The sequence below is a fragment of the Micromonospora sonchi genome (genome assembly GCF_014646235.1).
In the GTDB taxonomy this organism is placed as follows: domain Bacteria; phylum Actinomycetota; class Actinomycetes; order Mycobacteriales; family Micromonosporaceae; genus Micromonospora; species Micromonospora sonchi.
In genome coordinates, this window is sequence record NZ_BMNB01000002.1 from 111,073 (window position 1) to 136,402 (window position 25,330).

The window sequence follows — 25,330 nt, forward strand, 5'->3', positions numbered from 1 at the left end:
CGCCGCACTCAGCCGAGCAGCGGACGCAGCACCGCCCGCGCCGCCACCGGATGCGCGACAGCGAGCAACCCGGCCGCCGCCAGCACATAGTCGACGTCCACCACCGGCCGCGCCGCCCGCGGCAACGCCCACCCGCCGCCGTGGTCGGCCAACACCGCGTCCAGCACCCCCACCGCCTCGTTGTGCCGGGCGTGCCGCAACACCCCACCCGAACCCACCAGCAACCGCACGTCCCGCAGATCCCGCCCGGCCCGCTCCCCGGTGCCCACCCCACGGGCATGCCGACGCACCGCCACCGTCGCCGCCAACGCCGCGATCCGCGCGTCCACAGCCCGAGCGGCGACATCCCCCGGCAAAAACCCGGGATCGGCGGCGCGGACCGCCGCCGCGGCCACCAACCCGTCCTCCGCCCCCGCCGCGACGAGACGTTCCTCGACCGCCGCCCGCACCACCCCCGGCGCGCTCCACCGCACCCCCAGATCCCCCTCGACGGTCCGCGCCCGCCACAACGCGCCGGCCACCTCCCGGCCCGGCCCGCCGGCCCGCTCGTCCGGAGTCAACACCGAGTACACGTCCGTGGTGGCCCCACCCACATCGACCACCACCAGGTCCCCGCCGACCACCTCGGCGAGCACCTCCACCCCGGTCAACACCGCGTCCGGCGTCGCCGCCCGCACCAGCCGGGCGAACCGGCCACCGGCCGACAGCCGCTTACCACCGATGACATGCCGCAGAAACACCTGCCGGATCGCCGAACGCGCCGACAGCGGCGCCAACACCCCGATGCGGGGCAGCACATTGTCGGCCACCGTCACCGGCACCCCCGCCCCCACCAACAGGGCGTGCAACTCCTCCCGGACGTCGACATTGCCGGCGAGCACCACCGGCACCCGCCAGCGGGCCCGCGCCAGCCGCGTCGCGTTGTGGGTGAGCGTCTCGGCGTCCCCGCCGTCGGTGCCGCCCACCAGCAGCACCACGTCCGGGCGGGCCGCCCGCAACGCGGCCAGCTCCGCCCGACCCAGCCGCCCCGCCGCCACGTGCACCACGTCCGCCCCCGCCGACAAACCCACCCGCCGGCCCGCCCGCGCGGTCACCAGCGGCTCGTAGCCGACCACCGCCAGCCGCAACCCACCGCCGGCCGACGAACACACGTACCACGGCGCGCCCCGCAACCCCGGCCCCGGCCAGGCCGCACCCACCGCGGCGTCCAGACCGTGCAACACATCCGAACCGACCGTGGTCGGCACCGCCGCCGCCGCGACCAACCCACCGCCGTCGAGATCCACCACCGCGACCTTCGTGTACGTGGAACCGACGTCGGCGCAGACCGCCACGCTCACGCCGACGCGGGCACGACCACCGTGCCAGTGGCCGTCACCGCCACGATCGGCGGATCCAGCACCTCCGCGGCCGACCCATCCCCCTGCGGACGGCCCCGGCAAACCACCCGGGCGACAAAGTCCAGGGTGCGGCTGCGGGCGCCCAGCCGGGTCACCGTCGCCACCACCTCCACCACGTCACCGGCCCTCATCGGCGCCCTGAACTGCACATCCGAATAGGACGCGAACAACCCCTCGTCGCCGTCGGTGCGGATACACACCTCCGTGGCCACATCCCCGAACAACCCCAGCGCGTACGCCCCATCGACCAGATTCCCCGCGTAGTGCGCGTGCCCGTACGGCACATACCGCCGATGCGTCACCGACACACCCAACCGTGGATCGCTCATGCCACCCTTGCCCTCTTGTTCGTGACCAACGCGTGGACCAGATACGACGCCACCTCACCCGGCGTCGTACCCCGACCGAAGATCCGATCCACCCCCAACTCGGCGATCTGCGACTCGTCGAACCGCGGCCCACCCACCACCAGCAGCGGCCGCCGCCCCACCGGCATCGCCTCCCGGAACGCCGCCGACATCTCCCGCGTGTTGTGCAGATGCGCGTCCCGCTGCGTCACCACCTGCGACACCAGCACCGCGTCGGCCCGCTCGACGCGCGCCGCCTCCACCAACTCCGGCACACTCACCTGCGCACCCAGATTGGTGACCTTCAACTCCCGGTAATACTCCAGGCCCTTCTCCCCCGCCACACCCTTGACGTTCAGGATCGCGTCGATGCCGACCGTGTGCGCGTCCGTGCCGATACACGCCCCCACCACCGACAACTTGCGCCGCAACTGCCGCTTGACCACCGCGTTGACCTCCCGGGCCGACAGCAGCGGATAACCCCGCTCCACCACCCGCACCGCCGACAGGTCCACCAGATGATTCACCCGCCCGTACACCACGAAGAAGGTGAACCCCTCGCCCATCGGCTTCGCGTGCACCAACAACGCCGGGTCGATGCCCATCTTGTTCGCCAACTGGACCGCCGCGCCCTCGGCCCGTCTGTCGTGCGGCACCGGCAACGTGAACGACACCTGCACCATCCCGTCACCGGTGGTGTCCCCGTACGGCCGCACGATGGTCTTCTCCGTCATGCTGTGCTGGCTGGGCATGCCCTCACGGCCCTCGCTTCGCTCGGTGCGTTCGCTCATGCCGAATGCTCCAGGATCTCGGTGGCCGGGTTGTAGTAGCCGACCTCGTGCCGCGCCACCCCGTCCAAACCCTTACCCCGGTCCGCCGGCCGCCGCATGATCCCGAACGTGCCCTCGGCGATCGCCGTCAACAACGACTGCTCCCCGATCCGCTCCAACAAACCCACCGCATCCGCCAGCACCCGGTTGGCGCGCCGCTGAATGAACCCGCCCGGCGCCGGCACGAAATCCTCATGCAACCCACCGGCCGCCCCCAGCACATACCGCACGTTCTGCAAGGCGATGTCCCGGTCCGACAGCCACGGCGTCACCACCGCCTCCGTCATCATCCCCACCAACAGAATCCCCTGCCCGGTCATCGTGCCCACCAGGTTGAAGAACCCGTCCAGCAGATTGCCCCGGAACACGTCACCGGTCATGTGCTTCGTCGGCGGCATCCACTTCAACGGCGCCTCCGGAAACAACTCCCGCGCCAACAACGCGTGCGCCAACTCCAACCGCAACGACTCCGGCACATCCGGATTGATCTCAAACGCGTGCCCCAACCCCAACTGCCAGTCCGCCAACCCCGCCTCATGCGCGAAGTACTCGTTCAGCAGCTGCGACACCGTCACCGTGTGCGCCTCGTCCACCGCATCCGCGGTCGTCAGATAATTGTCCTCACCGGTGTTGATGATGATTCCCGCCCGCGCGTGCACCTGCCGCGAAAACCGCTGGTCCACAAACGTGCGAACCGGATTGATATCCCGGAACAAAATCCCGTACATCGAATCGTTGAGCATCATGTCCAGCCGCTCAAGCCCCGCCAGAGTCGCCATCTCCGGCATGCACAACCCCGACGCGTAATTCGTCAGCCGCACATACCGACCCAGCTCCCTCGACGACTCATCAAGAGCCGCCCGCATCAACCGGAAATTCTCCTGCGTCGCGTACGTCCCAGCGAACCCCTCCCGGGTCGCCCCCTCCGGCACATAGTCCAACAACGACTGCCCCGTCGACCGGATCACCGCAATCACATCCGCACCCGCCCGCGCCGCCGCCTGCGCCTGCGGAATGTCCTCGTAGATGTCCCCCGTCGCCACGATCAGATAAATCCACGGCCGCCGCGCCGGATCCCCGTACCGCCGCACCAACCGCTCCCGCTCGGCCCGTCGCCGATCGATCCGCCGAACCCCGACCGCCACCGCCCTGCGCGCCGCCCGCCGCGCCGCCGTCGCCGCCCGCCCAGCCGGCACCGAAAACCGCACCGACCCCGCCGCCGCCTGCTGCGCCAACAACGTCACATCGGTGAGCTGCTCCCGCGCCAACGCGTCGAACACCGGCACCGCCACCCCATGCCCCAACCCCACATCCGCGACCACCGCGTCCACCAGCCGGTTCACCCACGGAATACCATCCGGATCGGCACCGCTCACCCCCGCCAGCCGCAGCACCGCCCGCTCCACCGACACCGTGGTGTGGCCCCGCGCCAACTCCACCACCGGCCGGCCCACCCGCCGCGCCAACTCCCGCGCCCGCCCCACCAACGCCGGATCCAGAGCCAGCTTCCCGACCGGCCGACTGGTCACCTCAGCCACGACGACCCTTCCTCGTAGATCACTTCACCACGCAACACCGTCGCCCGGCACACCGGCAACGGCGTCGGATCCTCCGCACCCCGCGCCTCCGGATCCGACGCCTGCAACACCGGAAGACCCCCCTGAACCCCCGCCGGCGTCGACCACACCGCAAACGTCGCCGGCGCCCCCAACGCGAGAACCCCCTCGCTGTCCAGACCCACCGCCCGCCACCCACCCCGGGTATGCGCCGCGAACGCCGCCCGCACACTCATCCGCTGCACCGGATTGTGATGCGCCGCCGCCGCCCGCACCGAACCCCACGGATCCAGCGGCGTCACCGGCGAATCCGAACCGAACGCCAACGCCACCCCCACCGCGTGCATCGACCCCATCGGATTCGACGCCAGCGACCGCGCCAACCCCAACCGCGTCTCATACATCCGACCCGCACCACCCCACAACCGGTCGAACGCCGGCTGCATCGACGCCACCACCCCGAACTCCACGAACCCGGCAATCAACCGCCGATCCATGATCTCCGCGTGCTCCACCCGATGCCGCGCCGAACGCACCCGATCCGTGCCGAGCGTCTCCGCCGCCGCCGCGAACCCCGCCAACACCGTCGAGATCGCCGCATCCCCGATCGCGTGGAACCCGCCCTGCATCCCGTGCGCCGCACAATCCAGCAGATGATCACGCACCTGCTCCGCGCTCAGATACCCGTGGCCACACCCGGCACCATCGACGTACGCCTGCGACACATGCGCCGTCCGCGACCCCAACGCCCCATCGGCGAACAGATCACCGCCGGCCCCCACCGCACCCAACTCCCGCGCCCGCGCCGCACCACCCAACTCACCCCAGTACCCGTACACCTCCGGCACCCCAACACCGGAAAGCGCCAACAAACCCGTGAAATCCTCCTCGTCGGAGATCTCCGGCCCACCGCACTCGTGCACCGCCGCGATCCCCAACGACGCCGCGCGTCCGAGGGCCACCCGCTGCGCCGCCACCCGCTGTTCCCGCGTCACCGCCTCCCGCGCCACCGCCCGCACCACATGGTGCGCGTCCCGCCGCAACCACCCCGACTCGTCATACCCCGGCGCCGCCACCGCCTCCGGACACGCCGCCAACAACGCCGACGACACCACCGCCGAATGAATCGACGCCTGCGACAGATACACCCGCCGCCCACCGGCCGCCCGCCCCAGCTCCACCGCCGAGGGCGGCCGCGGCACCGGCCACGTCGACTCGTCCCAGCCATGCCCCAGCACCACCGCGTCCACCGGCAACCCCGCCGCGAACCCGGCCACCGCGTCCAACAGCTCACCCGCCGACCGCACCCTGGACAGGTCCAGCCCCGACAACACCAACCCGGTGTCACTGACATGAACATGCGCGTCCACGAACGCCGGCGTCACCAACGCCCCGGCCAACTCCACCACCCGGTCCGCGGCCGGAGCATCCCCGTCCGCACCCACCCAGGCGATCCGCCCGTCCCGGACCAACAGCGCCGTCGCCGACGGCTCCGACGGGCAGTACAGCACGCCACCGCGATACAACGTCGAGGGGTTGTTCGTCATGACCTCAGTCTGCCGCCAACCGCGCCTCGAACAGACCACGCACCCCCGGCTCGCCACGCAGCAACCCCAACGCCAACTCCGCGTGCCCCGGCACGTACCCGTTACCGACCAGCATCGTCACATCCGCCGCCAGGCCCTCCGCGCCCAACGCCGCCGCCGCGAAACTCGTCGCCATCGAGAAAAAGATCACCGTGCCGCCGTCCGCGGTCGCCAGCACCGCCCCGTGCTCGCAGCCCGGCACATCCACACACACCACCGTCACATCCGCCGGCATTCCCAACGCCGAGGTCACCGCCGTGGACAACGCCACCGGATCCCGCGCGTCGGCCAACACCACCTCGTCAGCCAGACCCGCCGCCAGCAGCGCGTCCCGCTCCCCGGCCACCGGCACCACCCCGACCGTACGACCCGCACCCGCCCGCCGCGCCGCAGCCAGCGACAGCGAACCGCTCTTGCCCGCCCCACCGACCACCACCACCGCAACCGGCCGGGCATCCCGCCGCTCGGCCACGTACCGCGACACCACTCGGGCGGTCAACGCCGGCGCCCCGCACACGTCCAGCACCGCCAGCGACAGCTGCGGGTCCAGGTCCTCCGGCAGCACCGCCGCGATCGACCGGGCGAACAGAATCGCCCACCCATCGCACGGCACCTGCTCACTACGCCCGTCCCAGCGCGCCAGCCCGTCGGTGACCACCAGCGGGGTCAGCGTCAGCGACACCAGCGTCGCCACCCGCTCGCCCGGCTTGAACCCCAACGGCGAACGCCGGCCGACCTCCTCGACCGTGCCGATCAACATGCCGCCCGAACCGGTCACCGGGTTCTGCATCTTCCCCCGGGTCGAAATGATCTCGCACACCTCGGCGCGGACCGCGTCGCCGTCACCGCCGTGCTTCTCCCACAGCTGGCGGAAACTCGCCGCGTCCAGGTTCAACCGCTCGACCCGGATCCGCACCTCGTTCGGCGCGATCTCCGGCCGCGGATCCAGCCGCCAGGCTGCCTGTGGCAACACCCCCGCCGGTTCCCTGACACGGTGCAGACCCACCGGTGACGTCACGCCGACCTCCCCCTGTCCGGCCGCCCGAAGCTCCGACCAGAACTCGCCGAGCGGGAAAACTTACGGCAGACTAATTACTTCACCGGATATTTTCCAGTAGCCTTCGGTTCGCTGATCAACCGCACCAGCCAGAGGAGGGGTCGTGACCCAGACCCACCCGCCGGTACAGACCATCCCGGCACCCAAGCCGGCCTCGGCCCACACCACCGGCCAACCGTACGAATATCGCCGCAGCCCACTCGTCGAACCCGACTGGACCCGCTTTCCCGGCTGGCGCCACGTCACCCGCGACCAGTGGGAGAACGCCCAGTGGCAGCGCGTCAACTGCGTCAAGAACATCAAACAGCTGCGCACCGTGCTCGGCGACACCGTCGACGAGACCTTCTACGCCGACCTGGAAGCCGACCAGCGCGCCCTGGCCACCATGTCCATGCTGGTGCCGCCACAGATGATCAACACGATGGTGCCGTGCGCGCCGCCGACCACCGAGGCGCTCCTCGCCGACCCCGTCCGGCGCTACATGATCCCGGTCGCCTCCGACCGACGCACCGACTGGCCCGCACACCCGTACGCCACCCGCGACTCACTGCACGAACACGACATGTGGGTCGCCGAGGGCCTCACCCACCGCTACCCCACCAAGGTCCTCGCCGAACTGCTCTCCACCTGCCCGCAGTACTGCGGGCACTGCACCCGCATGGACCTGGTGGGCAACTCCACCCCCGCCGTCGACAAGCTCAAGCTCACGCTCAAGCCGGTCGACCGGTACGACGCGCACATCACCTACCTCAAGGCCCACCCCGGCGTCCGTGACGTCGTCGTCTCCGGCGGCGACGTGGCCAACGTGCCGTGGCGCAACCTCGAGTCGTACCTGATGCGCCTGCTGGAGATCGAGACCATCCGCGACATCCGGCTGGCCACCAAGGCCCTCATGGGCCTGCCCCAGCACTGGCTCCAGCCCGACGTCGTCGAGGGCCTGGAACGGGTCGCCCGCACCGCCGCCCGGCGCGGGGTCAACCTGGCCATCCACACCCACGTCAACCACGCCCAGTCACTCACCCCGCTGGTCGCCCGGGCCGCCCAGACCGCGCTCGACGTCGGCGTCCGCGACGTACGCAACCAGGGCGTGCTCATGCGCGGGGTCAACGCCACCAGCACCGACCTGCTCGACCTCTGCTTCGCGCTCCAGGGCGAGGCCGGCATCCTGCCCTACTACTTCTACATGTGCGACATGATCCCCAACGCCGAGCACTGGCGGGTCCCGGTCTGGCACGCCCAGCAACTCCAGCACGACATCATGGGCTACCTGCCCGGCTACGCCACCCCGCGGATCGTCTGCGACGTGCCCTTTGTCGGCAAGCGCTGGGTACACATGGTCACCGAGTACGACCGGGAGCGCGGCATCTCCTACTGGACCAAGAACTACCGCACCTCCATCGAGTCCGCCGACCTGGCCACGCTCAGCAAGCGCTACGCCTACTACGACCCGATCGACACCCTGCCCGAGGCCGGACAACGGTGGTGGCACGCCCACCGCGACGACTGACCCGCACCAGCGCACGTCAGGGGCCGCCGAGTTCACTCGGCGGCCCCTGACGTCGGCACGGTCACCGGGTGACGGCGTCCTTGGCATTACGCCCGGCGTCCTTGACGTGCTCGCCGCTCTGACGCACCCGGGCCTCACTCTGCTCGGTGGAGCCTTCGGCTCGCATGCGCTCGTTGTCGGTCATGTCGCCGACGCGCTCCTTGGCGGTGCCGCTCAGCTCCTGGAACTTGTTCTTCGCCTTGTCGGTGAAGCTCATGTCGCCTCCTCTGCCACTGCGGCGGGTCTGTTCCTTCCTTCTTGGTGTTCCCCTTGGCTTGCGCCGCGGAAACCTTTGGGATGGCACACATCCGCTAGTGCATCCTAGGAAGCTAGGTGATATGGCCCGTGCTGGTGTGAGCCCTCCGGACCTGGGGCAAGTGGTTAACTGGATGAATGGGGCAGATCATGCTGATCCGGCACGGTGAGACCACCTGGAGCGCCAGTCGCCGGCACACGTCGTACACCGATCTGGAGCTCACCCCGGACGGTGAGCGGCAGGCCCACGCGCTCGGCTCCGCCCTCGCGGACCGGCAGTTCGTCGCGGTGCTGACCAGCCCGCGTATCCGGGCGCTGCGCACCGCGCAGCTGGCCGGGCTGACCGTCACCGGCACCGACGAGGACCTGGCCGAGTGGAACTACGGCGAGTACGAGGGACGCACCACCGCCGAGATCCACCAGGACCGGCCCGGCTGGAGCGTCTGGTCCGACGGGTGCCCGGGCGGGGAATCCCCGAGCGAGGTCGGTGAACGCCTCGACCGCCTGCTCACCACACTGCACCCGCTGCTCGACCGGGGCTCGGTGGCCCTGGTCGGGCACGCGCACTCGCTGCGCGTGCTGGGAGCCCGATGGGTCGGCCTGCAGCCCTCCGCCGGCGGGCTGCTCCGCCTGGACACCGCCACCATCAGCCTGCTCGGCCAGGAGCACGGGCGGCGGGTCATCCTACGCTGGAACCAGCCCCTCCCCCCGATCGCCGAGTCTCCCGCGGCGGCGGCGCGGCACTGATCCTCCTCGCAGCGGATCGCGGTGGCCGAGCGCGGTCGGCCGCGACGTCAACGGCTCCGGTCCGACGGGGAACGCCGCAGACCGGAGCCGTGGATGCCGATGGTTCTAAAGGTAGCGGCCGGCCTCGTCGAGGAAGTGCTGCGCGTACCCCTCCGCCGGGATGTCCCCGAGGTAGTACTTCTTGAGGTCATGGCGGGTGGCCGCCAACGGATCACTGCCGAGCAGGTCGTCGAGGACCCGCTCGAGCCCCTGCACCCGGCCGCCATGCGCGTCGATCACATACGCCGCCTTCGCGAGCGGGAACGCGTCGGTGAACCGCTCCGCCGGCACCGAGACCGCGACCATCGCGAACGGCTTCTCCGAGTACAGGTAGTCGGCCACCACACTCGACACGTCCGAGACCAGCACGTCCGAGGCGTTGAAGCAGTCCACCACCGACATCTTCACCTCGGCCTCGGCCCCGAAAACATGCGGCCGCCCGGTCGCCTTGCGGTCCTCGGCCAGCAGCGCCCGGATGCGTGCACACTGGGCGATCAGCTCAGCCGAACGCTGAGAGTACGGGTGCGGCCGGAAGACGACACTGCACCCGCGCGCCAGCAGCGCCTTGATGATGTCGTAGCCGACGGGCAGCGACGAGTAGTTGGAGTCGGCGTAGAAACCCGCCCAGGTCGGAGCGTAGAGAACCCGGGCGTTGGCGATCGAGGCGATCGGCTGCGTGCCGATGACGACGTTCTCCACCTGCGGACGCCCCACGACCGTGAACATCTCCGCCGGCATGTGCACGCCGTTGGCCGCGAACCGGTCGATCGCCGCCTGGCCGGCGACGAAGTTCTTGTCGTACATCCGGAACACCGGGTTGTGGCTCGGCACCTTGTCGCTGTCACCGTGGTTGAGCTGGATGTGCTTGAGGTTGGTGTAGCGGATGAGATGGCAGTTCTTCGTCGCGGTGTTGACGTAGAAGGCGGCCTTCAGCGACGGGACGATGACCTCGTCAAGCTGGGTCAGGCCCGCCCGCAACACCACCGGGGCGGTGGTCAGCCGCAGCACTTCGTTGAAGTTGGCCTCGCTGCGCACCAGGACGAAGTACTTCTTGCCGAGCCGCTCGAGGTAGGGCAGCCACATCGCGACCTGGTAGCCGGTCGCGGCGGGCGCCTCCCAGTGCAGGAGGAAGACCGGCTCGTACGCGGTCAGCGCGGCCTTCAACCGCGCCTCGCTGTTGTGTCGGGTCCGCACTCGGGTCAGCGCCTGCCACCCGGTGAACCCGATCAGACCGAGTGCCGCCACCGACACCGCCAGCGCCACCACCCCGATCAGGCCGGTGAACCCGCAGACCAGTGCCGCGACGACCGCCACGGTGTTGACCAGCAGCGCCCGGGCCGTGTTGGGGCGAAGGGCGGGTCGCAACCCGCTACCGGGCAGGTTGGCCGAGACGGGATAGACGGCGCGGGACACCGCCATCACCGGCGCCTCGCCCAGGATCGACACGGCGGCGAGGCCGACCCCCACCGCCAGGAAGGGATCCAAGCCGCCGTGCACCGCGCCGAGCAGGTACGCGGTGGCGAGCAGGAGCAGGCGCGCCACCACGGTCGCCTCGGCGGCGACCTGGCCGGCACGCAGCCCGCCCCGCCACATCCAGGTCAGCAGACCGACCGCGACCAGGGCCGGGGGAAGCGCCCAGAGAGGTGAGTTGCCCACCGCCGCCAGCAGCAGCGCGACGACGGCCGTCACCTCGGCCGCCAGGACGGGCAGTCGACCGGCCAGCCAGCCGCCGACCCCGGAACGACCCGGCGTCACCGCCGAGCCCCCACCGACGACGGGTTGATCCGCAACACCCGACTGACCCGGCCCCGCCAGCTCGCCAGGAAGTTCTGCTGCACCTTCAGCTCCTGCTCCAATCGGGTCACTCGCTCTTCGAGTGACGTCTGTCCGCGTGGTTCGCGGAACGGTGGTTCGAACGCGTAGGCGTTGCGCTCCACATCGCCCTCGTGCCCCTGTCGCAGCCAACGCAGGCGGGACATCACCTGGCGACGCCCGACGACGTCGGAGGCCATCAGGGTGTGGACCGGCCCGGGGAACTTGGCGGCGGCCAGCGCCGCGTCGTAGGCCGGGTTCGCCTTGCCCGGCTGGAAGACGTGCTCGAGATCGTTGTGTTCCAGGAACCGCACGTAGGTCGCGAAGGTCTCGGCCTGCCGCGGCTCGAAGGCGTCGAAGTCGGCCTCCTCGTAGAGCCGTTGCGCGTCGATGTCGGGCGGCAGGTCGGCGTAGAGGCGGTAGGGGATGCCGTGGTACTCGGAGAGTTCGACGGTACGGGAGTCGTGTGCCAGCACCACCGAGGGCGTACCGGCCAGCACTCCGGCGACGTTGCCGTGGATGCGCGTGCCGAAGGCGAAGTGCTGCTCGGCCATGAACTCGACCCAGGTCGACGCGTCCACGAAGAAGCGCATCCGGTCGGTCTCGTAGAGCGGGTGTTCGGTGTGGATCGGCATCCGCGGGTTGCCGATCTTGGCGGGGTTCTCCCCCCACAGCATGAGAGCGAGCCGGTGATGCTGCTGAGGCACGATGACGCTGTTGGGGTAGCGGGTGGTGTTGGCCTCGACGAGCCGGTCGACCCCCTTGACCTTCGGGGTGTAGGAGATGGCCATCGGGCTGTCGTACGCCAGTCGGTCGACCTTGCGCACCAGCGGCCCCAGCGGCCCGTTGCCGAACATCGACGGGCAGCCGATCACTCGCACGTGCTCGTCGCCGAAGCCCAGGTACTTCAACATGCGCGCGGTGTACTCGCCGCGCACCCCGATTGAGGCGGAGCGGTCGAGGACGGCCCGGGTGAACCGCTTGACGACGCGCTTGTACTCGTCGGGCAGGGTGTCGAACTCGGTGCCGTACGGCAGCTGGGCCCCGATGCCGACCACCGTGACCGGGATCTTCAGCCGCTCGATGACCTTGGCGAGCCGCTCCAGGTGCGGCAGAAAGGTGTCCCGGTAGGAGTTCGCCATCGGCAGGACGAACCGGTCGAACTCCTCATTCGTCCGGTCGATGTACCGGCCCAGATGGATGGGCCGCTCATGGACGTACGAGTTGGCGACCAGTTCGGCGTCGGGCACGCTCAGGGCCCGGAACACCGCGCTGTAGAAGAGCATGTTGCCGGAGTTCGACCCGAAGACGCCCAGCCTCGACGTGGCCAGGCTCTGCTCGTGCGACAGCACGGTCAGCGGGCTCTTGCCGGCGCGGATGAGGATACGAGTCATGAGCGGACCTCGGGCACCGTACGGCTGAACCGCCATCTCGTCGATCGGTACATCTCATCCTCCCCTTGAAGGCGCGCGAGGCGACCCGGGTACCGCGGCAACAGGAGTCGACGCCGGCGGTAGGCCCGACGTCGACTCCTCGTTCAGGTCCTGCTAACGCAAAATTCGGCTTGGATCCTAGCCTCGCCGGCCGCGAGTCGACCGCACCGGGGGTGGCTGGATTCAGCCCTGCTCGACCCGTTCGACCAGATCACGGGCCGCCCGACCGGTGAGTGGTCAGTCACTCTCCGCCGCAGGCCGGCGGCGGTCGCCGTACGGGGTCAGGCGGAGGGCTCGTTCGACCCACGGTGCCGGTGATTGAGCGTATCCGGACCGACCTTCGGCGGACGGTGCTCGTACGGCGTGGAGAGCACGACCGTGGTGCGGGTGGTGACATTGGCGGAGGTACGTATCTCCTGGAGCAGCCGCTCCAGATCCGCCGGACCGGCCACCCGCACCAGCAGCAGGTAGAAGTCCTCCCCCGCCACCGAGTAGCACGAATCGATTTCCGGCAGGTGGGCCAGCCGCTCCGGGGCGTCGTCGGGTTGCGACGGGTCGAACGGCCGGATCGCCACGAAGGCGGTCAGCGGCAGGTCGAGCGCCTCGAAGGAGACCCGCGCGGCGTACCCCTTGAGCACGCCGCGCTGCTCCAGCCGGCGCACCCGCTGGTGCACAGCGGAGACCGACAGGCCGACCCTCTCCGCGAGGTCCGTGTATGACAGCCGGCCGTCCGCGGTCAGCGCGGCGACGATGGCCCGGTCGATCTCCTCCACGGCGTGCAAACTTACCGGGTACGAGCCGTCAGCGCGACGACCCGCCCGCCGAGCGTCACTCACGACGGACCGTCGGTCAGTCTGCCGCCAGGGCCCGGGAGATCACCAGACGCTGGATCTGGTTGGTGCCCTCGACGATCTGGAGCACCTTCGCCTCGCGCATGTACCGCTCCACCGGGTGGTCGGCCACGTAACCCGCGCCGCCGAGCACCTGCACCGCGTCGGTGGTCACCCGCATCGCCACGTCGGTGGCGAACAGCTTCGCCTTGGCCGCCTCGACCGAGTACGGCCGGGCGGCGTCGCGCAGCCGGGCCGCGGCCAGGGTCAACGCCCGGGCGGCGGAGATCTGGGTGGCCAGGTCGGCCAGGGTGAACCCGAGCCCCTGGAAGTCGATGATCGAGCGGCCGAACTGCCGACGTTGCCGGGCGTAGTCCACCGCGTAGTCCAGCGCCGCCTGGGCCAGGCCCACCGCGCAGGCGGCGATGCCGAGCCGACCGGAATCCAGGGCGGACATGGCGATGGTGAAGCCGTTGCCCTCGCCACCGATGAGCCGGTCCGCCGGCACCCGGGCCTCGTCGAAGGCGAGTTGCGCCACCGGCGAGGAGCGCAGGCCCATGGTGCGCTCGGCGGCCTGCGGGTGGATGCCGGGCGTGGCCCGGTCGGCGAGCAGGCAGGAGATGCCCCGCGCGCCCGGTCCGCCGGTGCGGCAGAAGATGTTGTAGAAGTCGGCCACCTGGGCGTGGGTGATCCATGCCTTGGTGCCCGAGACGACGTACGCGTCGCCGTCGCGGACCGCCTTCGTGGTCAGCGCGGCGGCGTCCGAGCCACCCTGTGGCTCGGACAGACAGTAGGCGCCCAGCAGTTCGCCGCCGATCATGTCGGGCAGCAGCTTGCGCTGCTCCTCGGTGCCGAAGGCGGCGACCGGGTGGCAGGAGAGGGTGTGCACGCTGATCGCCTCGGCGACCGCGAGCCAGCGGCTGGCCAGGATCTCCAGCACCTGGAGGTAGACCTCGTACGGCTGGGCGGCGCCGCCGTACTCCTCGGGGTAGGGCAGGCCGAGCAGGCCGGCCCGGCCCAGGGTGCGCAGCACCTCCCGGGGGAACTCGGCGCGCTGCTCGTGCGCGACGGCCTTCGGGGCGAGTTCCCGGTCGGCGATCTCGGTGGCCAACTCCAGCAGGTCGTGGGCCTCGGCGGTGGGCAGGATCCGGTCGACAGTCATAGCGCGATGAGCTCCGTGGGGGTGGTGTTGAGCCGTCGTACGCCGTCCGTCGTGCAGACGACGATGTCCTCGATCCGGGCGCCGTGCCGCCCGGCCAGGTAGATGCCCGGTTCGACGGAGAAGGTCATTCCCGCCGCCAACGGGCGGTCGTTGCCCGCCACCAGGTACGGCTCCTCGTGGCCGTCCAGGCCGATGCCGTGACCGGTGCGGTGCAGGAAGGCGGCGCCGTGTCCGGCGGCGGCGATCGGCTCACGGGCGGCGGCGTCGACGGCCTCCGCGCTCACCCCGGGGCGGACCGCCGCCACGGCGGCGCGCTGCGCGTCGTGCAGCACCGCGTAGTAGTCCAGGAACTCGGCCGGCGGCCGGCCGCCGGCGACGTAGGTGCGGGTGCAGTCGGAGCGGTAGCCCGAGGGCATGGTGCCGCCGATGTCCACCACCACCGGCTCGCCGGTGCCGATCGGGCGGTCGGAGGTGCCGTGGTGCGGGCTCGCGCCGTTCGGGCCGGCGGCGACGATGACGAAGTCGACGGTGACGTGCCCGGTGGCGCGGATCGCCGCGGCGACGTCGGCGGCAACCTCGACCTCGGTACGCCCCGGCCGCAGCCATTCGCCGATGCGGGCGTGCACGGCGTCGATGGCCGCGCCGGCCTCGGCGAGCGCGGCGATCTCGGCCGGCGACTTGTGGATCCGCAGTTCCCGCAGCACCTCGGAGGCGAGCCGCTGCCGGGCGTCGGGCAACGCGGCGCGCAGCGCGAGGACCTGCTCGGCCCACATCCGGTCGGCCAGCCCCACCGCGTCGACCGGCCCGCCGAGCGCGGCGGCCACCAGCGGGTACGGGTCGGTGCCGTCGGGATGGTCGACGATCCGTACCCCGGTGCTCGGCGCCGCTTCCGCCGCCGGCCGTTCCAGGGTCGGCACGATCAGTGTCGGCTCGCCCTCGGCGGGCAACACCAGCAGGGTCAGCCGCTCACCGGCGTGCGCGTCGTAGCCGGTCAGGTAACGCAGGTCGGAGCCGGGGCTGAGCAGCAGCGCGTCGAGCCCGGCGGCGGCGGTGGCGCGCTGCGCGGCGACCAGCCGCTGCGGCGGGTACAGATCCTCGATCCCCACCCCCTCAGCTTAACGTTCGTTTGGGTCCGGTGGATGGACGCCTTCCACTTCGAGCGCGTCGGCCACCCGGCGGGCCCGCTCGGCATGGGTGAGCACGTCGACGCTGTGCACGACCTGGTCGATCGCACCGATCAGGGGCCGGGCCCGCAGTTCGGCGTCGGTGATCTCCGCGCGCAGCGCGGCGGCGACCCGGTCGGCGTGCAACACCAGGAACGGCCGGGTGTGGAACGGCGCCGCCCGGGCGCGTACCGGCGCCGCCAGGCCGGTGTCGTCGGTCCAGGCCGCCACCGCCTCCAGCGCACGAACCAGGCCCGCCTGACGCCACAGCCAGTCGCCGGGGCCGAGCGCGTCGGCGAGCACCGCCGTTATCGGCGCCGCGCCCGGCAGCCGACCGAACACGGTGCCGAGCCACTTGTCGTACGGCGGCCAGCGTCGCCGGGTCAGCAGACCGATGCGCATCAGATCGCGGACGATGCCGGCGGTCACCACCCGGCTGCCCACCTCGTCGCCGACCTCGGCGCACCGGCCCGGCAGATGCTCGGCCTGCGCCACCCTGGTCCACGCGGCGGCCAGCACGTGCCGCCACACGTCGTCGGGATACCACCGCAGAGCAGCCCGGGCCCGGGTGAGCGAACCATCGAGACCGTCGTGGAAGACCGCGCCACCGGTCACCTCCGCCAGCCGCTGGGTCGGCGTCGCCAACCAGTCCGGCGTGGACACCGTCCGCATCGGATCGAAGCTCAGCCGGCCGTGGAACCAGCCGCCCAGTTCGTGGGCGGTCACCCCGTGCCGTACGCCGTCCTCCCCCGCGAGGCCGAGCAGCACGTCCTCGGCGTCGGCGAAGCGGGTCGGCAGGCCGAGAAACCTGGCCGGCAGCGCGGCGTCCACGGCGGCCAGCAGTTCGGGAACACGGTGGGCGTCGGCCGGGCCGACGAACAGTTGCAGACGGCAACCCCAGTCGTGGTCGGTCGACCGGGGCGTGTCCAGGCCGAGCAGTTCCGATCCACCGTCGAGGCGCCCGGCTGCGTACCGCAGGCCGGCGAAATTCCGCCGAATCACCGGGGCGACCACCTCGGTGTGGAAGCGCCGGGACAGCTCCAGACCCGGCAGAAAGCTCATCACGCCAGTCTGCTCGCCCGTCCGCCGAGCCGGCCAGGTCGACACATCGGCGGTCGAGCCGATTCCTTCCGATCGTGCCGCTCGCCCTGAACGTCGGTGGGGTGTGCCAGGCTGTCGGGCGTGGCACAGCAGACCCCGATCATGCTCGTCGACGCGCCCAGTCTCTACTTCCGGGCCTACTTCGGCATCCCCGAGTCCGCCGCGAAGACCGCCGACGGCCAGCCGGTCAACGCCGTGCGGGGATTCCTCGACATGCTCGCCCACCTGATCCGCACCCGGCGGCCCGGCCGAATGGTGTGCGCGATGGACCACGACTGGCGGCCGGACTGGCGGGTGGCGCTGCTGCCGTCGTACAAGGCGCACCGGGTGGCACCGGAGGGCGGCGAGGTGGTGCCGGACGCCCTCACCCCGCAGGTGCCGATGCTCCTCGACGTGCTCGCCGCACTGGGCATCACCGTGACCGGCGCCGCCGGCTACGAGGCCGACGACGTGCTCGGCACCCTCTCGGTCACCCAGCCCGGGCCGGTGGAGGTGGTCTCCGGCGACCGCGACCTGTTCCAGCTCATCGACGACGCCCGCGGGGTGCGGCTGCTCTACGTCGGGCGGGGCGTGGCCAAGCTGGAGGACTGCGACGACGCCGCGGTGCGCGCCCGCTACGGCGTGCCGGCCGACCGGTACGCCGAGTTCGCCGCCCTGCGCGGCGACCCCAGCGACGGGCTGCCCGGGGTGGCCGGCGTCGGCGAGAAGACCGCCGCGCGGCTGGTCGACCGGTACGGCGACATCGTCGGCATCCTCGCCGCCCTGGACGACCCAGGCTCCGGCTTCGCGCCCGGGCTGCGCGCCAAGCTCGCCGCCGCGCGCGACTACCTCGCGGTGGCGCCGAAGGTGGTCCGGGTCGCCCTGGACGTGCCGCTGCCGCCGCTGCCCACCGAGCTGCCGGCCGCGCCGGCCGACCCGGAGCGCCTGCTCGAGCTGGCCGAACGGTGGAACCTCGCCGGCTCCACCCGCCGGCTGGTCGACGCCCTCGCCACCCGCGCTGCTCCGCACCGCTGACCACGGAACCCTTAGCCTGGATCCGTGGACGAGGGCTGGTCCACTATGGCCCGGGCGGCGTGGAAATATGACGAGAGTGCCCTCTGGACTGGGATAATCGGGTTTGTCTAGAACACGAATCTCACCAGCTCGGAAGGGCACTCTCGGTGCAAGGATCTCATGCCTGGCGCGCGGACAGCGCGGTGTTCGACGAGGACAATCTCGTGTCGCAGGCAGGACTGGTGCCGCTGCTGGAACTGGCCGAGCAGACCGGCCTGTCACAGTTGCTGGACGAGCACGTGCGGTTCGCCTGCGAGCGGGTCAAGTCGAGGGCGGCGAACTCGACGGCGAAGCTTGCCTCGATCATCGCCGGGATGGCCGCTGGCGCGGACAGCATCGAGGACCTGGACCTCGTGCGCGCTGGTGGGATGAAGAATCTGTTCGGTGGGGTCTACGCCGCCGCGACGTTGGGAATTCTCCTACGCGAGTTCACCCACGGTCACGCTCGGCAGCTTCAGGCGGTGCTGCGCCGGCACCTGGGGGCCCTCGCCCAGCGCACGGCGGTGCTGGACGGCATCGACGACCGCGTGTTCGTCGACATCGACTCGCTGCTGCGTCCCGTGTACGGGCACGCCAAGCAGGGTGCCTCGTTCGGCCACACGAAGATCGCGGGCAAGACCATCCTGCGTCGGGGCCTGTCACCCCTCGCCGTCACCATCAGCACCGAGACCGCGGCGCCGGTCGTGGCAGGAGTGCGGTTACGGGCCGGACGCGCCGGCTCGTCGCGTGGCGCGGCGTCCATGGTCACCGAAGCGATCACCACCGCGATCGCCTGCGGCGCGGACCCGGCGAACATCCTCGTACGCGGCGACTCCGCGTACTGCGCCGGCAAGGTCGTCACTACGGTCGTCAAGGCCGGGGCCACCTTCTCGTTCGCGATCGCCCGCAACCCCGCCGTCGACGCCGCCATCGCCGCCATCGATGACAAGGCATACACGCCCGTGCACTACCCAGGTGCCGTCGTCGACCCCGACACCGGCGAACTGATCTCCGACGCCCACGTCGCCGAAGTACCGTTCACCGCGTTCGCCGGCACCCGCCACGAGACCACCGGCTGGCTCGTGGTCCGCCGCATCCTGGACGCCAACACCCAGGACCCCCTCTTTCCGGTCTGGCGCTACCACCCGTTCTTCACCAACACCACCGAACCCGCCGACCAGGCCGACATCACCCACCGCCAGCACGCCATCTGCGAAACCGTCTGGTCCGACCTCATCGACGGCCCCTGGGCACACCAACCATCCGGCCTGTTCGCCGCCAACGCCGCCTGGTGCATCCTCGCCGCGATCTGCCACAACCTGCTCCGCGCGGCCGGCACCCTCACCAACACCACCCGCTACGCCGTCGCCCGAGGCGCCACCCTACGCACCCACCTGATCAACATCCCGGCCCGCCTCGCCCGGCCGCAACGCCGGCCCGTGCTGCACCTACCCAGCCGCTGGCCCCGCGCCGACGCCTGGCTCACCATGTGGAAGGCCGTGTTCACCTGACAACGACCGCCACCGCCGCACACACCACACGCAGCATCCACACCCGAACTGCCCGACAAGTAGCCACCGAGCAGGCTGGACCAGGACCAGCGGATCAACCACGCCCTCAAACCCGCAAGATCAACCCGCCCCCGTTCCGAAGACCACACCGATCCCGATCCACGGATTCAGGCTTAGTGGCCGCCATGGCTCTGGCCTACGACGCAACGGCGGTGGAGTTGGGCGATGCGGACGCGGCGGCCACCAGGCACGAGAAGCACCAGCAGATGATGGCCTCGCACGACGTTAACAGGGGGCCCTTTTACTACAGCAGGCGTTAATAGGGGGCCCTTCCTTGCATGTCAGATGACCTCGCGGAGGTAGCCGTCGACGGCGGCGGCGAGGACCTGATCGCCGGGGCGGGCCCACACGTCGGCGTTGAAGACCTCCACCTCGATCGGGCCGGTGTAGCCGGCCGCGTCCACCGCCTCGCGCAGCCGGCGCAGCTCGATGCAGCCGTCGCCGGGCAGCGCCCGGCCGAGCAGCACCCCCGCCGGCAGCGGGGTGACCCAGTCGCAGACCTGGAACGAGGCGATCCACTCCCCCGCGCGGGCGATCTGGGCGTACACCGTGTCGTCCCACCACACGTGGTACGCGTCCACGACCACGCCGACCACGCCGGGGTCGAACCGTTCGGCGATGTCGAGGGCCTGGCCGAGGGTGGCGATGACGCAGCGATCGGCGCTGAACATCGGGTGCAGCGGTTCGATGGCGAGGGTCACCCCGGCGGCGTCGGCGTGCGGGGCCAGCTCGGCGATGGCGTCGGCCACCCGGGCCCGGGTGCCGTCGATGTCCCTGCTGCCGGCCGGTAGGCCGCCGGAGACCAGCACCAGCACCGGCGCACCGAGGGTGGCCGCCTCGTCGATGGCGCGTCGGTTCTGCTCCCGCCAGTCCTCGGCGGTGAAGAACCCGCCCCGGCACAGCGTGGTCACCGCCAACCCGGCGTCGCGGACCAGCTTGGCGGCGCGCTCGAGACCGTACTCGGCGACCGGCTCCCGCCACAGGCCGATCCCCGGCACTCCGGCGGCGACGCAGCCGGCCACCACGTCGGGCAGCGGCCAGTGCTGCGCGGTGGCCTGGTTGAAGGAGAAGCGTCGCAGCGCCGCCCGCCGGCCGGTCACCGGGGTACTCCGGCGACGGCGAAGAAGGCGCATGCCCGGGCGGCGGCCAGCTCGGCGTCGGGCAGCAGACCGGCGGCGTCGGCGAGGGTGAGCAGGGTGGCCAGGTGCGCCGGTGAGCGGCCGGACTGCAACCCGCCGACCATGGTGAAGTGGTCCTGGTGGCCGGTCAGCCAGGCGAGGAAGACGATGCCGGTCTTGTAGTACCAGGTGGGTGCGGCGAACAGGTGCCGGGCCAGCGGCACGGTGGGCGCGAAGATCTCGTCGTACGCCGCGAGGTCACCCCGGTCGAGGGCGGCCAGCGCGGCCGAGGCGGCCGGGGCGATGGCGGCGAAGACCCCCAGCAGCGCGTCGGAGTGGCCTGCCTCGTCGCCCCGGATCAGCTCCGGGTAGTTGAAGTCGTCGCCGGTGTAGAGGCGTACCCCGGCCGGCAGCCGACGGCGCAGCGCCACCTCGCGGCCGGCGTCGAGCAGCGACACCTTGATCCCGTCCACCCGGGACGCGTGGGTCTTGAGCAGCTCGACGACGGTGTCGGCGGCGAGGTCCAGGTCGGGGCTGCCCCAGTAGCCGGTCAACGCCGGGTCGAACATCGGCCCGAGCCAGTGCAGCACCACCGGCCGGTCGGCCGCGGTCAGCAGGTCGTCGTACACCCGCAGGTAGTCCTCGGGGTCGCGGGCCGCGGCGGCCAGGTGGCGGCTGCACATCAGCACCGGCACCGCCCCGGCGGCCTGCACGTCATCGAGCTGCTCGCGGTAGGCGACGGTGACCTCGGTGAGGGTGGCCGGGCCCGCCGGCAGCTGGTCGGTGGCGACGCCGGCGACGATCCGGCCGCCGGCGGCCCGGGCCTCCGCCGCGCTGCGCCGGATCAGCTCGCGGGTGGCCGGATAGTCCAGGCCCATGCCGCGCTGCGCGGTGTCCATCGCCTCGGCCACCCCCAGCCCGTACGACCAGAGGTGCCGGCGGAAGGCGAGGGTGCGGTCCCAGTCGAGGGTGGCCGGGGCGCCCGGGGTGTTGTCGGCTTGCGGGTCGGCGACGACGTGCGCGGCGGCGTACGCGATGCGGCTGCGCGACGGTCCGTCGGGGCGGGGATGGCCGGCGCCACCGCGCAGCCGCAGCCGCCGGCCGCCGGGCAGGATCACCTCGGCGGCGCTCACAGCGCCAGCTCCGGCACCTCGACGCGGCGGCCCTCGCGGGCCGAGAGCAGGCCCAGTTCGGCCAGTTGCACGCCCCGCGCCCCGGCGAGGAAGTCCCACGGAAACGGCTCACCGGTCGCGACGTGCCGCAGGAACGCCTCCCACTGCACCTTGAAGCCGTTGTCGAAGTCCTCGTTGTCCGGCACCTCGGTCCACTGCGAGCGGAAGTCCTCGGTCACCGGCAGGTCCGGGTTCCACACCGGCTTCGGGGTGACCGCCCGGTGCTGTACCCGGCAGCGGCGCAGCCCGGCCACCGCGCTGCCCTCGGTGCCGTCGACCTGGAACTCGACCAGTTCGTCGCGGAACACCCGCACCGCCCAGGACGAGTTGAGCTGGGCGATGACGCCGCCCTCCAGCTCGAAGACCGCGTACGCGGCGTCGTCGGCGGTGGCCTGGTACGGCCGGCCGGCCTCGTCGACGCGGCGCGGGACGTGCGTGGCGATGGCCGCGGAGACCGAACGCACCTGGCCGAAGAGCTCCGCCAGCACGTAGTGCCAGTGCGGGAACATGTCCACCACGATGCCGCCGCCGTCGGCGGTCCGATAGTTCCACGACGGACGCTGGGCGGGCTGCCAGTCGCCCTCGAAGACCCAGTAGCCGAACTCGCCGCGCACCGACAGCACCCGGCCGAAGAAGCCGCCGTCGAGCAGCCGCTTGAGCTTGCGTAGCCCGGGCAGGAAAAGCTTGTCCTGCACCACGCCGGTGCGGACCCCGGCGGCGCGGGCCGCCCGCGCCAGGTCGAGGGCGGCGGCGGTCTCCTCGGCGAGGGGCTTCTCGGTGTAGATGTGCTTGCCGGCTTCGATCGCCTGCCGGAGGGCCTTCTCCCGCTGCTGGGTGACCTGGGCGTCGAAGTAGATCTGGACGTCGTCGCGGGCCAGCGCGGCGGTCAGGTCGGTGGTCCAGTCGTCCAGGTCGTGCCGTTCGGCGATCTCACGCAGCTTGGTCTCGCTGCGCCCGACCAGGACCGGGTGCGGCCAGACGGTGGTGCCGTCGGCCAGCGGCACGCCGCCGGACGCACGGATGGCCAGCAGGGAACGCACCAGATGCTGCCGGTATCCCATCCGGCCGGTGACGCCGTTCACGATGATGCCGATCGACCTGCGGGTCATGGGCGTCCTCCCGTCGCACACGCCTAGGTAAGCGCTTTCCCGTCAGCGTAGGTGAGCCGTCCGACACCGGCAAGGGTGGAAGGAAGGGCCCCTTATTAACGCCTCGTGCATAGGAGGGGCCCCTTCTTAACAAGCGTTGCACCTGCGCCGAGGCCGTACGCATCACGCGCCCGGGGACCGACCTGCGGCCTTGACCTGCGCGAACCACGGAACAGGCAGGGGCCTGCGCTGCGGTACCGTGACGCTGGTCGCCACGCACGCGGCCGGCGTGACGCGGGAGGGGGCGGGAGTGGCGACGCTGTCCGATGTGGCCCGGCGGGCGGGAGTCTCCCCCGCCACGGCGTCTCGCGTGATCAACGGCAGCAGCAAGCCGGTCACCGACGAGCTGCGCGAGCGGGTGCTGCGGGCCGTCGCCGAGTTGCAGTACGTGCCGAACGCCCACGCCCAACTCCTGGCCCGTTCGCACCGCGGCGCCGTCGGCGTCATCGTGCACGACGTCTCCGACCCGTACTTTTCGGAGATCACCCGGGGTCTGCAACGGGTCGCCACCGATCAGGGCCGGCTGTTGATGATCTGCAACAGCTACCGCGACCCGGAGCGGGAGCTGGAGTACGTCGAGCTACTGCGCGGTCAGCAGGTCGCCGCCATCATCCTGGCCGGGTCCGGCTACCACGACGCCGGGTTCACCCGGCTGCTCAACGACAAGCTGGCCGCGTACGAGGCCACCGGCGGACGGGTCGCGGTGATCGGCCGCCACGAGCACTCCGGCGACGCGGTGATGCCGGACAATCGCGGTGGCGCCCGGCTGCTCGGGGAGGAGATGTGCCGACTCGGGCACGAGGGGATCGGTGTGGTGGCCGGGCCGCAGGTGCTGACCACCACGACCGACCGCCTCACCGGGCTGCGCGAGGCGCTCGCCGCGCACGGCCGGGAACTGCCGGAGCACCGCATCCGGTACGCCGAGTTCGACCGCGACAGCGGTGCCGCCGCCACCGCCGCCCTGCTCGACGCGGAGCCCGGGCTGACCGCGATCGCGGCGCTGAACGACTCGATGGCCATCGGCGCGCTGTCCCTGCTGCGCTCCCGGGCGGTACCGGTGCCCGACCGGATCAGCGTGTTCGGCTTCGACGACATGCCGATCGCCCGCGACGTCACCCCCGCGCTGACCACCGTCCGGCTGCCGCTGGTCGAAATGGGTTCCCGGGCGATGGCGCTGGCCCTGGACGCCGGCGGCACCCGCCCCCGGGTGGAGTCGCTCGCCGCCGAACTGGTCCGCCGCGACAGCTCCGCACAGGTGCAAGGAAGGGCTCATTCTTGAGCGCCCGGTGACGTTTCTGGCAACGCGAGCGCGGCTCGGCACGGGACAGACGGCGGGCATCCGGGCGCGTATCCTGACCCCGGTGTCGATCCTCAGTCCCACCCAACGGCTCCTCTCCCCGGGCGGCGTGGCCGAATTCGTGCGGGCGTCGTTCGGCCCCGACGGGCGGGTACGCGACTGCGGGCCGCTGACCGGCGGCGGCTTCGCGGCGGTGTGGTGGGTACGCCTGGACGACGGCCGCGACGTGGTGCTCAAGGTGGCCCCGCTGCCCAGCGTGCGACTGCTGCGCTACGAGACGGACCTGCTCGCCGCCGAGGCGCGCTACTTCCGGCTGGTCGCCGAGCACGCGCCGCGGGTGCCGGTGCCGCCCGTGCTGCATCACGGCCGGGATCCGCACCTCGGCGAGTGGCTGGTCACCGGGTGGCTGCCCGGTCGGGCACTACCCGACCTGGACGGTGACGACAGCGCCGCCCGCTACGACTTCGGCGTCGCGATGGCCACCCTGCACCGGATCACCGGCGACCGGTTCGGCTACGACGCCGACCGCACCGGCGGCGCCACCTGGTCGGCTGCATTCGCCGCGATCATCGACGACCTGCTCGCCGACGCGGCCGACTGGGACATCACCCTGCCCACGCCGTCACAACGGATCCGCGCGCTCGTGGCCCGGCATGCCGACCTGCTCGACCAGGTACGCCGGCCGGCCCTGCTGCACTTCGACGGCTGGGACGGCAACGTGCTGGCCGCAACCGGCAGGAGCGGACCGGCCGCCGCGCCCGACGGCGACGTGCCGGCCGCACCCGACGACACCGGCGCGTACCGGATGTGCGGGCTGGTCGACGGCGAACGGTTCCTCTACGGCGACCCGCTGCTGGACCTGGTCTCCCCGCTGCTGTTCCGCCGGGCCGAGGACGAGCCGGAGCATCCGTTCCTGCGCGGGTACGCCGACACCACCGGCATGCCGCTGGTGTTCGACGACGGGGCGCGCCGCCGGCTGGCGCTGTACCGGATGCACCTGCACCTGCTGATGACCGTGGAAATGCCCAGCCGCGGCATCACCCCGGACAACGACCCCGGCCGACACACCCTGCTGGCCAAACTGCTGGACCGCGACCTCGCCGACCTGTCTGGACACTGACCGACCAC

The 25,330-nt window shown here is 71.4% G+C and carries 22 protein-coding genes; 6 read left to right on the top strand and 16 right to left on the bottom strand.

Features of this window, described 5'->3' with window-relative positions; translation table 11 throughout:
- Positions 1-8 precede the first annotated feature (8 nt).
- From IEY61_RS02685 to kdd, 6 genes are read right to left on the bottom strand one after another with little or no spacing between them, the layout of a single operon-like run.
- Positions 9-1,340 (bottom strand): glutamate mutase L, encoded by a 1,332-nt coding sequence (locus tag IEY61_RS02685; RefSeq protein ID WP_189040614.1) that lies wholly within the window; start codon positions 1,338-1,340, stop codon positions 9-11.
- Positions 1,337-1,729 (bottom strand): 3-aminobutyryl-CoA ammonia lyase, encoded by a 393-nt coding sequence (gene kal, locus IEY61_RS02690; RefSeq protein ID WP_189040615.1) that lies wholly within the window; start codon positions 1,727-1,729, stop codon positions 1,337-1,339. Before kal ends, IEY61_RS02685 begins: the two co-directional genes overlap by 4 nt.
- Positions 1,726-2,481 carry a lysine 5,6-aminomutase subunit beta gene (kamE, locus tag IEY61_RS02695; protein ID WP_189040795.1) on the bottom strand — a complete coding sequence of 252 codons (756 nt, stop codon included), beginning with the start codon at positions 2,479-2,481 and terminating at the stop codon, positions 1,726-1,728. The genes kal and kamE overlap by 4 nt, the downstream gene beginning before the upstream one ends.
- A 53-nt stretch (positions 2,482-2,534) precedes the next feature.
- Complete coding sequence (gene kamD / locus IEY61_RS02700) at positions 2,535-4,106, bottom strand: lysine 5,6-aminomutase subunit alpha (RefSeq protein WP_189040794.1); 1,572 nt, start codon at positions 4,104-4,106, stop codon at positions 2,535-2,537.
- Positions 4,103-5,680, bottom strand: coding sequence for an amidohydrolase (locus IEY61_RS02705; protein WP_189040616.1), 1,578 nt, complete (start codon positions 5,678-5,680; stop codon positions 4,103-4,105). Before IEY61_RS02705 ends, kamD begins: the two co-directional genes overlap by 4 nt.
- 4 nt (positions 5,681-5,684) lie before the next feature.
- Entirely contained in the window at positions 5,685-6,737 is a 1,053-nt protein-coding gene (kdd, locus tag IEY61_RS02710; protein WP_505820148.1) for an L-erythro-3,5-diaminohexanoate dehydrogenase, read from the bottom strand.
- A gap of 142 nt (positions 6,738-6,879) precedes the next feature.
- Here kdd and IEY61_RS02715 point away from each other — a divergent pair, with 142 nt between their 5' ends.
- A complete protein-coding gene (locus tag IEY61_RS02715) occupies positions 6,880-8,283 on the top strand; it encodes a KamA family radical SAM protein (RefSeq protein WP_189040617.1) in 1,404 nt (467 codons plus the stop codon).
- A gap of 61 nt (positions 8,284-8,344) precedes the next feature.
- Here IEY61_RS02715 and IEY61_RS02720 read toward each other — a convergent pair whose 3' ends face one another.
- Complete coding sequence (locus IEY61_RS02720; RefSeq protein ID WP_189040618.1) at positions 8,345-8,539, bottom strand: CsbD family protein; 195 nt, start codon at positions 8,537-8,539, stop codon at positions 8,345-8,347.
- A gap of 176 nt (positions 8,540-8,715) precedes the next feature.
- Between IEY61_RS02720 and IEY61_RS02725 the strand changes: the two genes are divergently transcribed.
- Positions 8,716-9,324 (top strand): histidine phosphatase family protein, encoded by a 609-nt coding sequence (locus tag IEY61_RS02725; RefSeq protein ID WP_189040619.1) that lies wholly within the window; start codon positions 8,716-8,718, stop codon positions 9,322-9,324.
- Between the two features lie 105 nt (positions 9,325-9,429).
- Here the strand turns inward: IEY61_RS02725 and IEY61_RS02730 are convergent, their stop codons facing one another.
- The 6 genes from IEY61_RS02730 to IEY61_RS02755 form a co-directional block, all read right to left on the bottom strand.
- Entirely contained in the window at positions 9,430-11,118 is a 1,689-nt protein-coding gene (locus IEY61_RS02730) for a CDP-glycerol glycerophosphotransferase family protein (RefSeq protein WP_189040620.1), read from the bottom strand.
- On the bottom strand, positions 11,115-12,569 hold the full coding sequence (locus tag IEY61_RS02735) for a polysaccharide pyruvyl transferase family protein (RefSeq protein ID WP_189040621.1): 1,455 nt from the start codon (positions 12,567-12,569) through the stop codon (positions 11,115-11,117). The genes IEY61_RS02730 and IEY61_RS02735 overlap by 4 nt, the downstream gene beginning before the upstream one ends.
- A gap of 320 nt (positions 12,570-12,889) precedes the next feature.
- Positions 12,890-13,381, bottom strand: coding sequence for an Lrp/AsnC family transcriptional regulator (locus IEY61_RS02740; RefSeq protein ID WP_189040622.1), 492 nt, complete (start codon positions 13,379-13,381; stop codon positions 12,890-12,892).
- A 76-nt stretch (positions 13,382-13,457) separates the two neighbouring features.
- Positions 13,458-14,600: an acyl-CoA dehydrogenase family protein gene (locus IEY61_RS02745; RefSeq protein ID WP_189040623.1), complete on the bottom strand. Its 1,143-nt coding sequence runs from the start codon at positions 14,598-14,600 to the stop codon at positions 13,458-13,460.
- Positions 14,597-15,706, bottom strand: a complete 1,110-nt coding sequence (locus IEY61_RS02750; protein WP_189040624.1) for a M24 family metallopeptidase — start codon at positions 15,704-15,706, stop codon at positions 14,597-14,599. Before IEY61_RS02750 ends, IEY61_RS02745 begins: the two co-directional genes overlap by 4 nt.
- A gap of 9 nt (positions 15,707-15,715) precedes the next feature.
- A complete protein-coding gene (locus IEY61_RS02755; RefSeq protein WP_189040625.1) occupies positions 15,716-16,825 on the bottom strand; it encodes a DUF4037 domain-containing protein in 1,110 nt (369 codons plus the stop codon).
- A gap of 141 nt (positions 16,826-16,966) precedes the next feature.
- Between IEY61_RS02755 and IEY61_RS02760 the strand changes: the two genes are divergently transcribed.
- Together IEY61_RS02760 and IEY61_RS02765 are read left to right on the top strand one after the other, a co-directional pair.
- Positions 16,967-17,878 (top strand): 5'-3' exonuclease, encoded by a 912-nt coding sequence (locus tag IEY61_RS02760; protein ID WP_189040797.1) that lies wholly within the window; start codon positions 16,967-16,969, stop codon positions 17,876-17,878.
- 146 nt (positions 17,879-18,024) lie between these two features.
- Positions 18,025-19,407, top strand: a complete 1,383-nt coding sequence (locus IEY61_RS02765; protein WP_189040626.1) for an IS1380 family transposase — start codon at positions 18,025-18,027, stop codon at positions 19,405-19,407.
- 341 nt (positions 19,408-19,748) lie between these two features.
- Here the strand turns inward: IEY61_RS02765 and IEY61_RS02770 are convergent, their stop codons facing one another.
- The 3 genes from IEY61_RS02770 to IEY61_RS02780 are packed head-to-tail and all read right to left on the bottom strand — an operon-like array spanning position 19,749 to position 22,866.
- Positions 19,749-20,567 carry a sugar phosphate isomerase/epimerase family protein gene (locus IEY61_RS02770; protein WP_229705634.1) on the bottom strand — a complete coding sequence of 273 codons (819 nt, stop codon included), beginning with the start codon at positions 20,565-20,567 and terminating at the stop codon, positions 19,749-19,751.
- Positions 20,564-21,718 carry a dihydrodipicolinate synthase family protein gene (locus IEY61_RS02775; protein ID WP_189040628.1) on the bottom strand — a complete coding sequence of 385 codons (1,155 nt, stop codon included), beginning with the start codon at positions 21,716-21,718 and terminating at the stop codon, positions 20,564-20,566. The genes IEY61_RS02770 and IEY61_RS02775 overlap by 4 nt, the downstream gene beginning before the upstream one ends.
- Positions 21,715-22,866: a Gfo/Idh/MocA family protein gene (locus IEY61_RS02780; protein WP_189040629.1), complete on the bottom strand. Its 1,152-nt coding sequence runs from the start codon at positions 22,864-22,866 to the stop codon at positions 21,715-21,717. Before IEY61_RS02780 ends, IEY61_RS02775 begins: the two co-directional genes overlap by 4 nt.
- A 289-nt stretch (positions 22,867-23,155) precedes the next feature.
- Between IEY61_RS02780 and IEY61_RS02785 the strand changes: the two genes are divergently transcribed.
- Together IEY61_RS02785 and IEY61_RS02790 are read left to right on the top strand one after the other, a co-directional pair.
- Complete coding sequence (locus tag IEY61_RS02785) at positions 23,156-24,184, top strand: LacI family DNA-binding transcriptional regulator (protein WP_189040798.1); 1,029 nt, start codon at positions 23,156-23,158, stop codon at positions 24,182-24,184.
- Positions 24,185-24,266: 82 nt separating this feature from the next.
- Entirely contained in the window at positions 24,267-25,322 is a 1,056-nt protein-coding gene (locus tag IEY61_RS02790) for a fructosamine kinase family protein (protein ID WP_229705635.1), read from the top strand.
- The last annotated feature ends 8 nt before the right edge of the window (positions 25,323-25,330 follow it).

Excerpts from the sequence above, each read along its gene's own strand:
- kamE (WP_189040795.1), bottom strand. The coding sequence starts at position 2,481 with ATGACGGAGAAGACCATCGTGCGGCCGTACGGGGACACCACCGGTGAC.
- IEY61_RS02760 (WP_189040797.1), top strand. The coding sequence starts at position 16,967 with ATGCTCGTCGACGCGCCCAGTCTCTACTTCCGGGCCTACTTCGGCATC.
- IEY61_RS02705 (WP_189040616.1), bottom strand. The coding sequence starts at position 5,680 with ATGACGAACAACCCCTCGACGTTGTATCGCGGTGGCGTGCTGTACTGC.
- IEY61_RS02745 (WP_189040623.1), bottom strand. The coding sequence starts at position 14,600 with ATGACTGTCGACCGGATCCTGCCCACCGCCGAGGCCCACGACCTGCTG.
- IEY61_RS02725 (WP_189040619.1), top strand. The coding sequence starts at position 8,716 with ATGGGGCAGATCATGCTGATCCGGCACGGTGAGACCACCTGGAGCGCC.
- IEY61_RS02780 (WP_189040629.1), bottom strand. The coding sequence starts at position 22,866 with ATGACCCGCAGGTCGATCGGCATCATCGTGAACGGCGTCACCGGCCGG.
- IEY61_RS02755 (WP_189040625.1), bottom strand. The coding sequence starts at position 16,825 with ATGAGCTTTCTGCCGGGTCTGGAGCTGTCCCGGCGCTTCCACACCGAG.
- IEY61_RS02735 (WP_189040621.1), bottom strand. The coding sequence starts at position 12,569 with ATGACTCGTATCCTCATCCGCGCCGGCAAGAGCCCGCTGACCGTGCTG.
- kal (WP_189040615.1), bottom strand. The coding sequence starts at position 1,729 with ATGAGCGATCCACGGTTGGGTGTGTCGGTGACGCATCGGCGGTATGTG.
- IEY61_RS02720 (WP_189040618.1), bottom strand. The coding sequence starts at position 8,539 with ATGAGCTTCACCGACAAGGCGAAGAACAAGTTCCAGGAGCTGAGCGGC.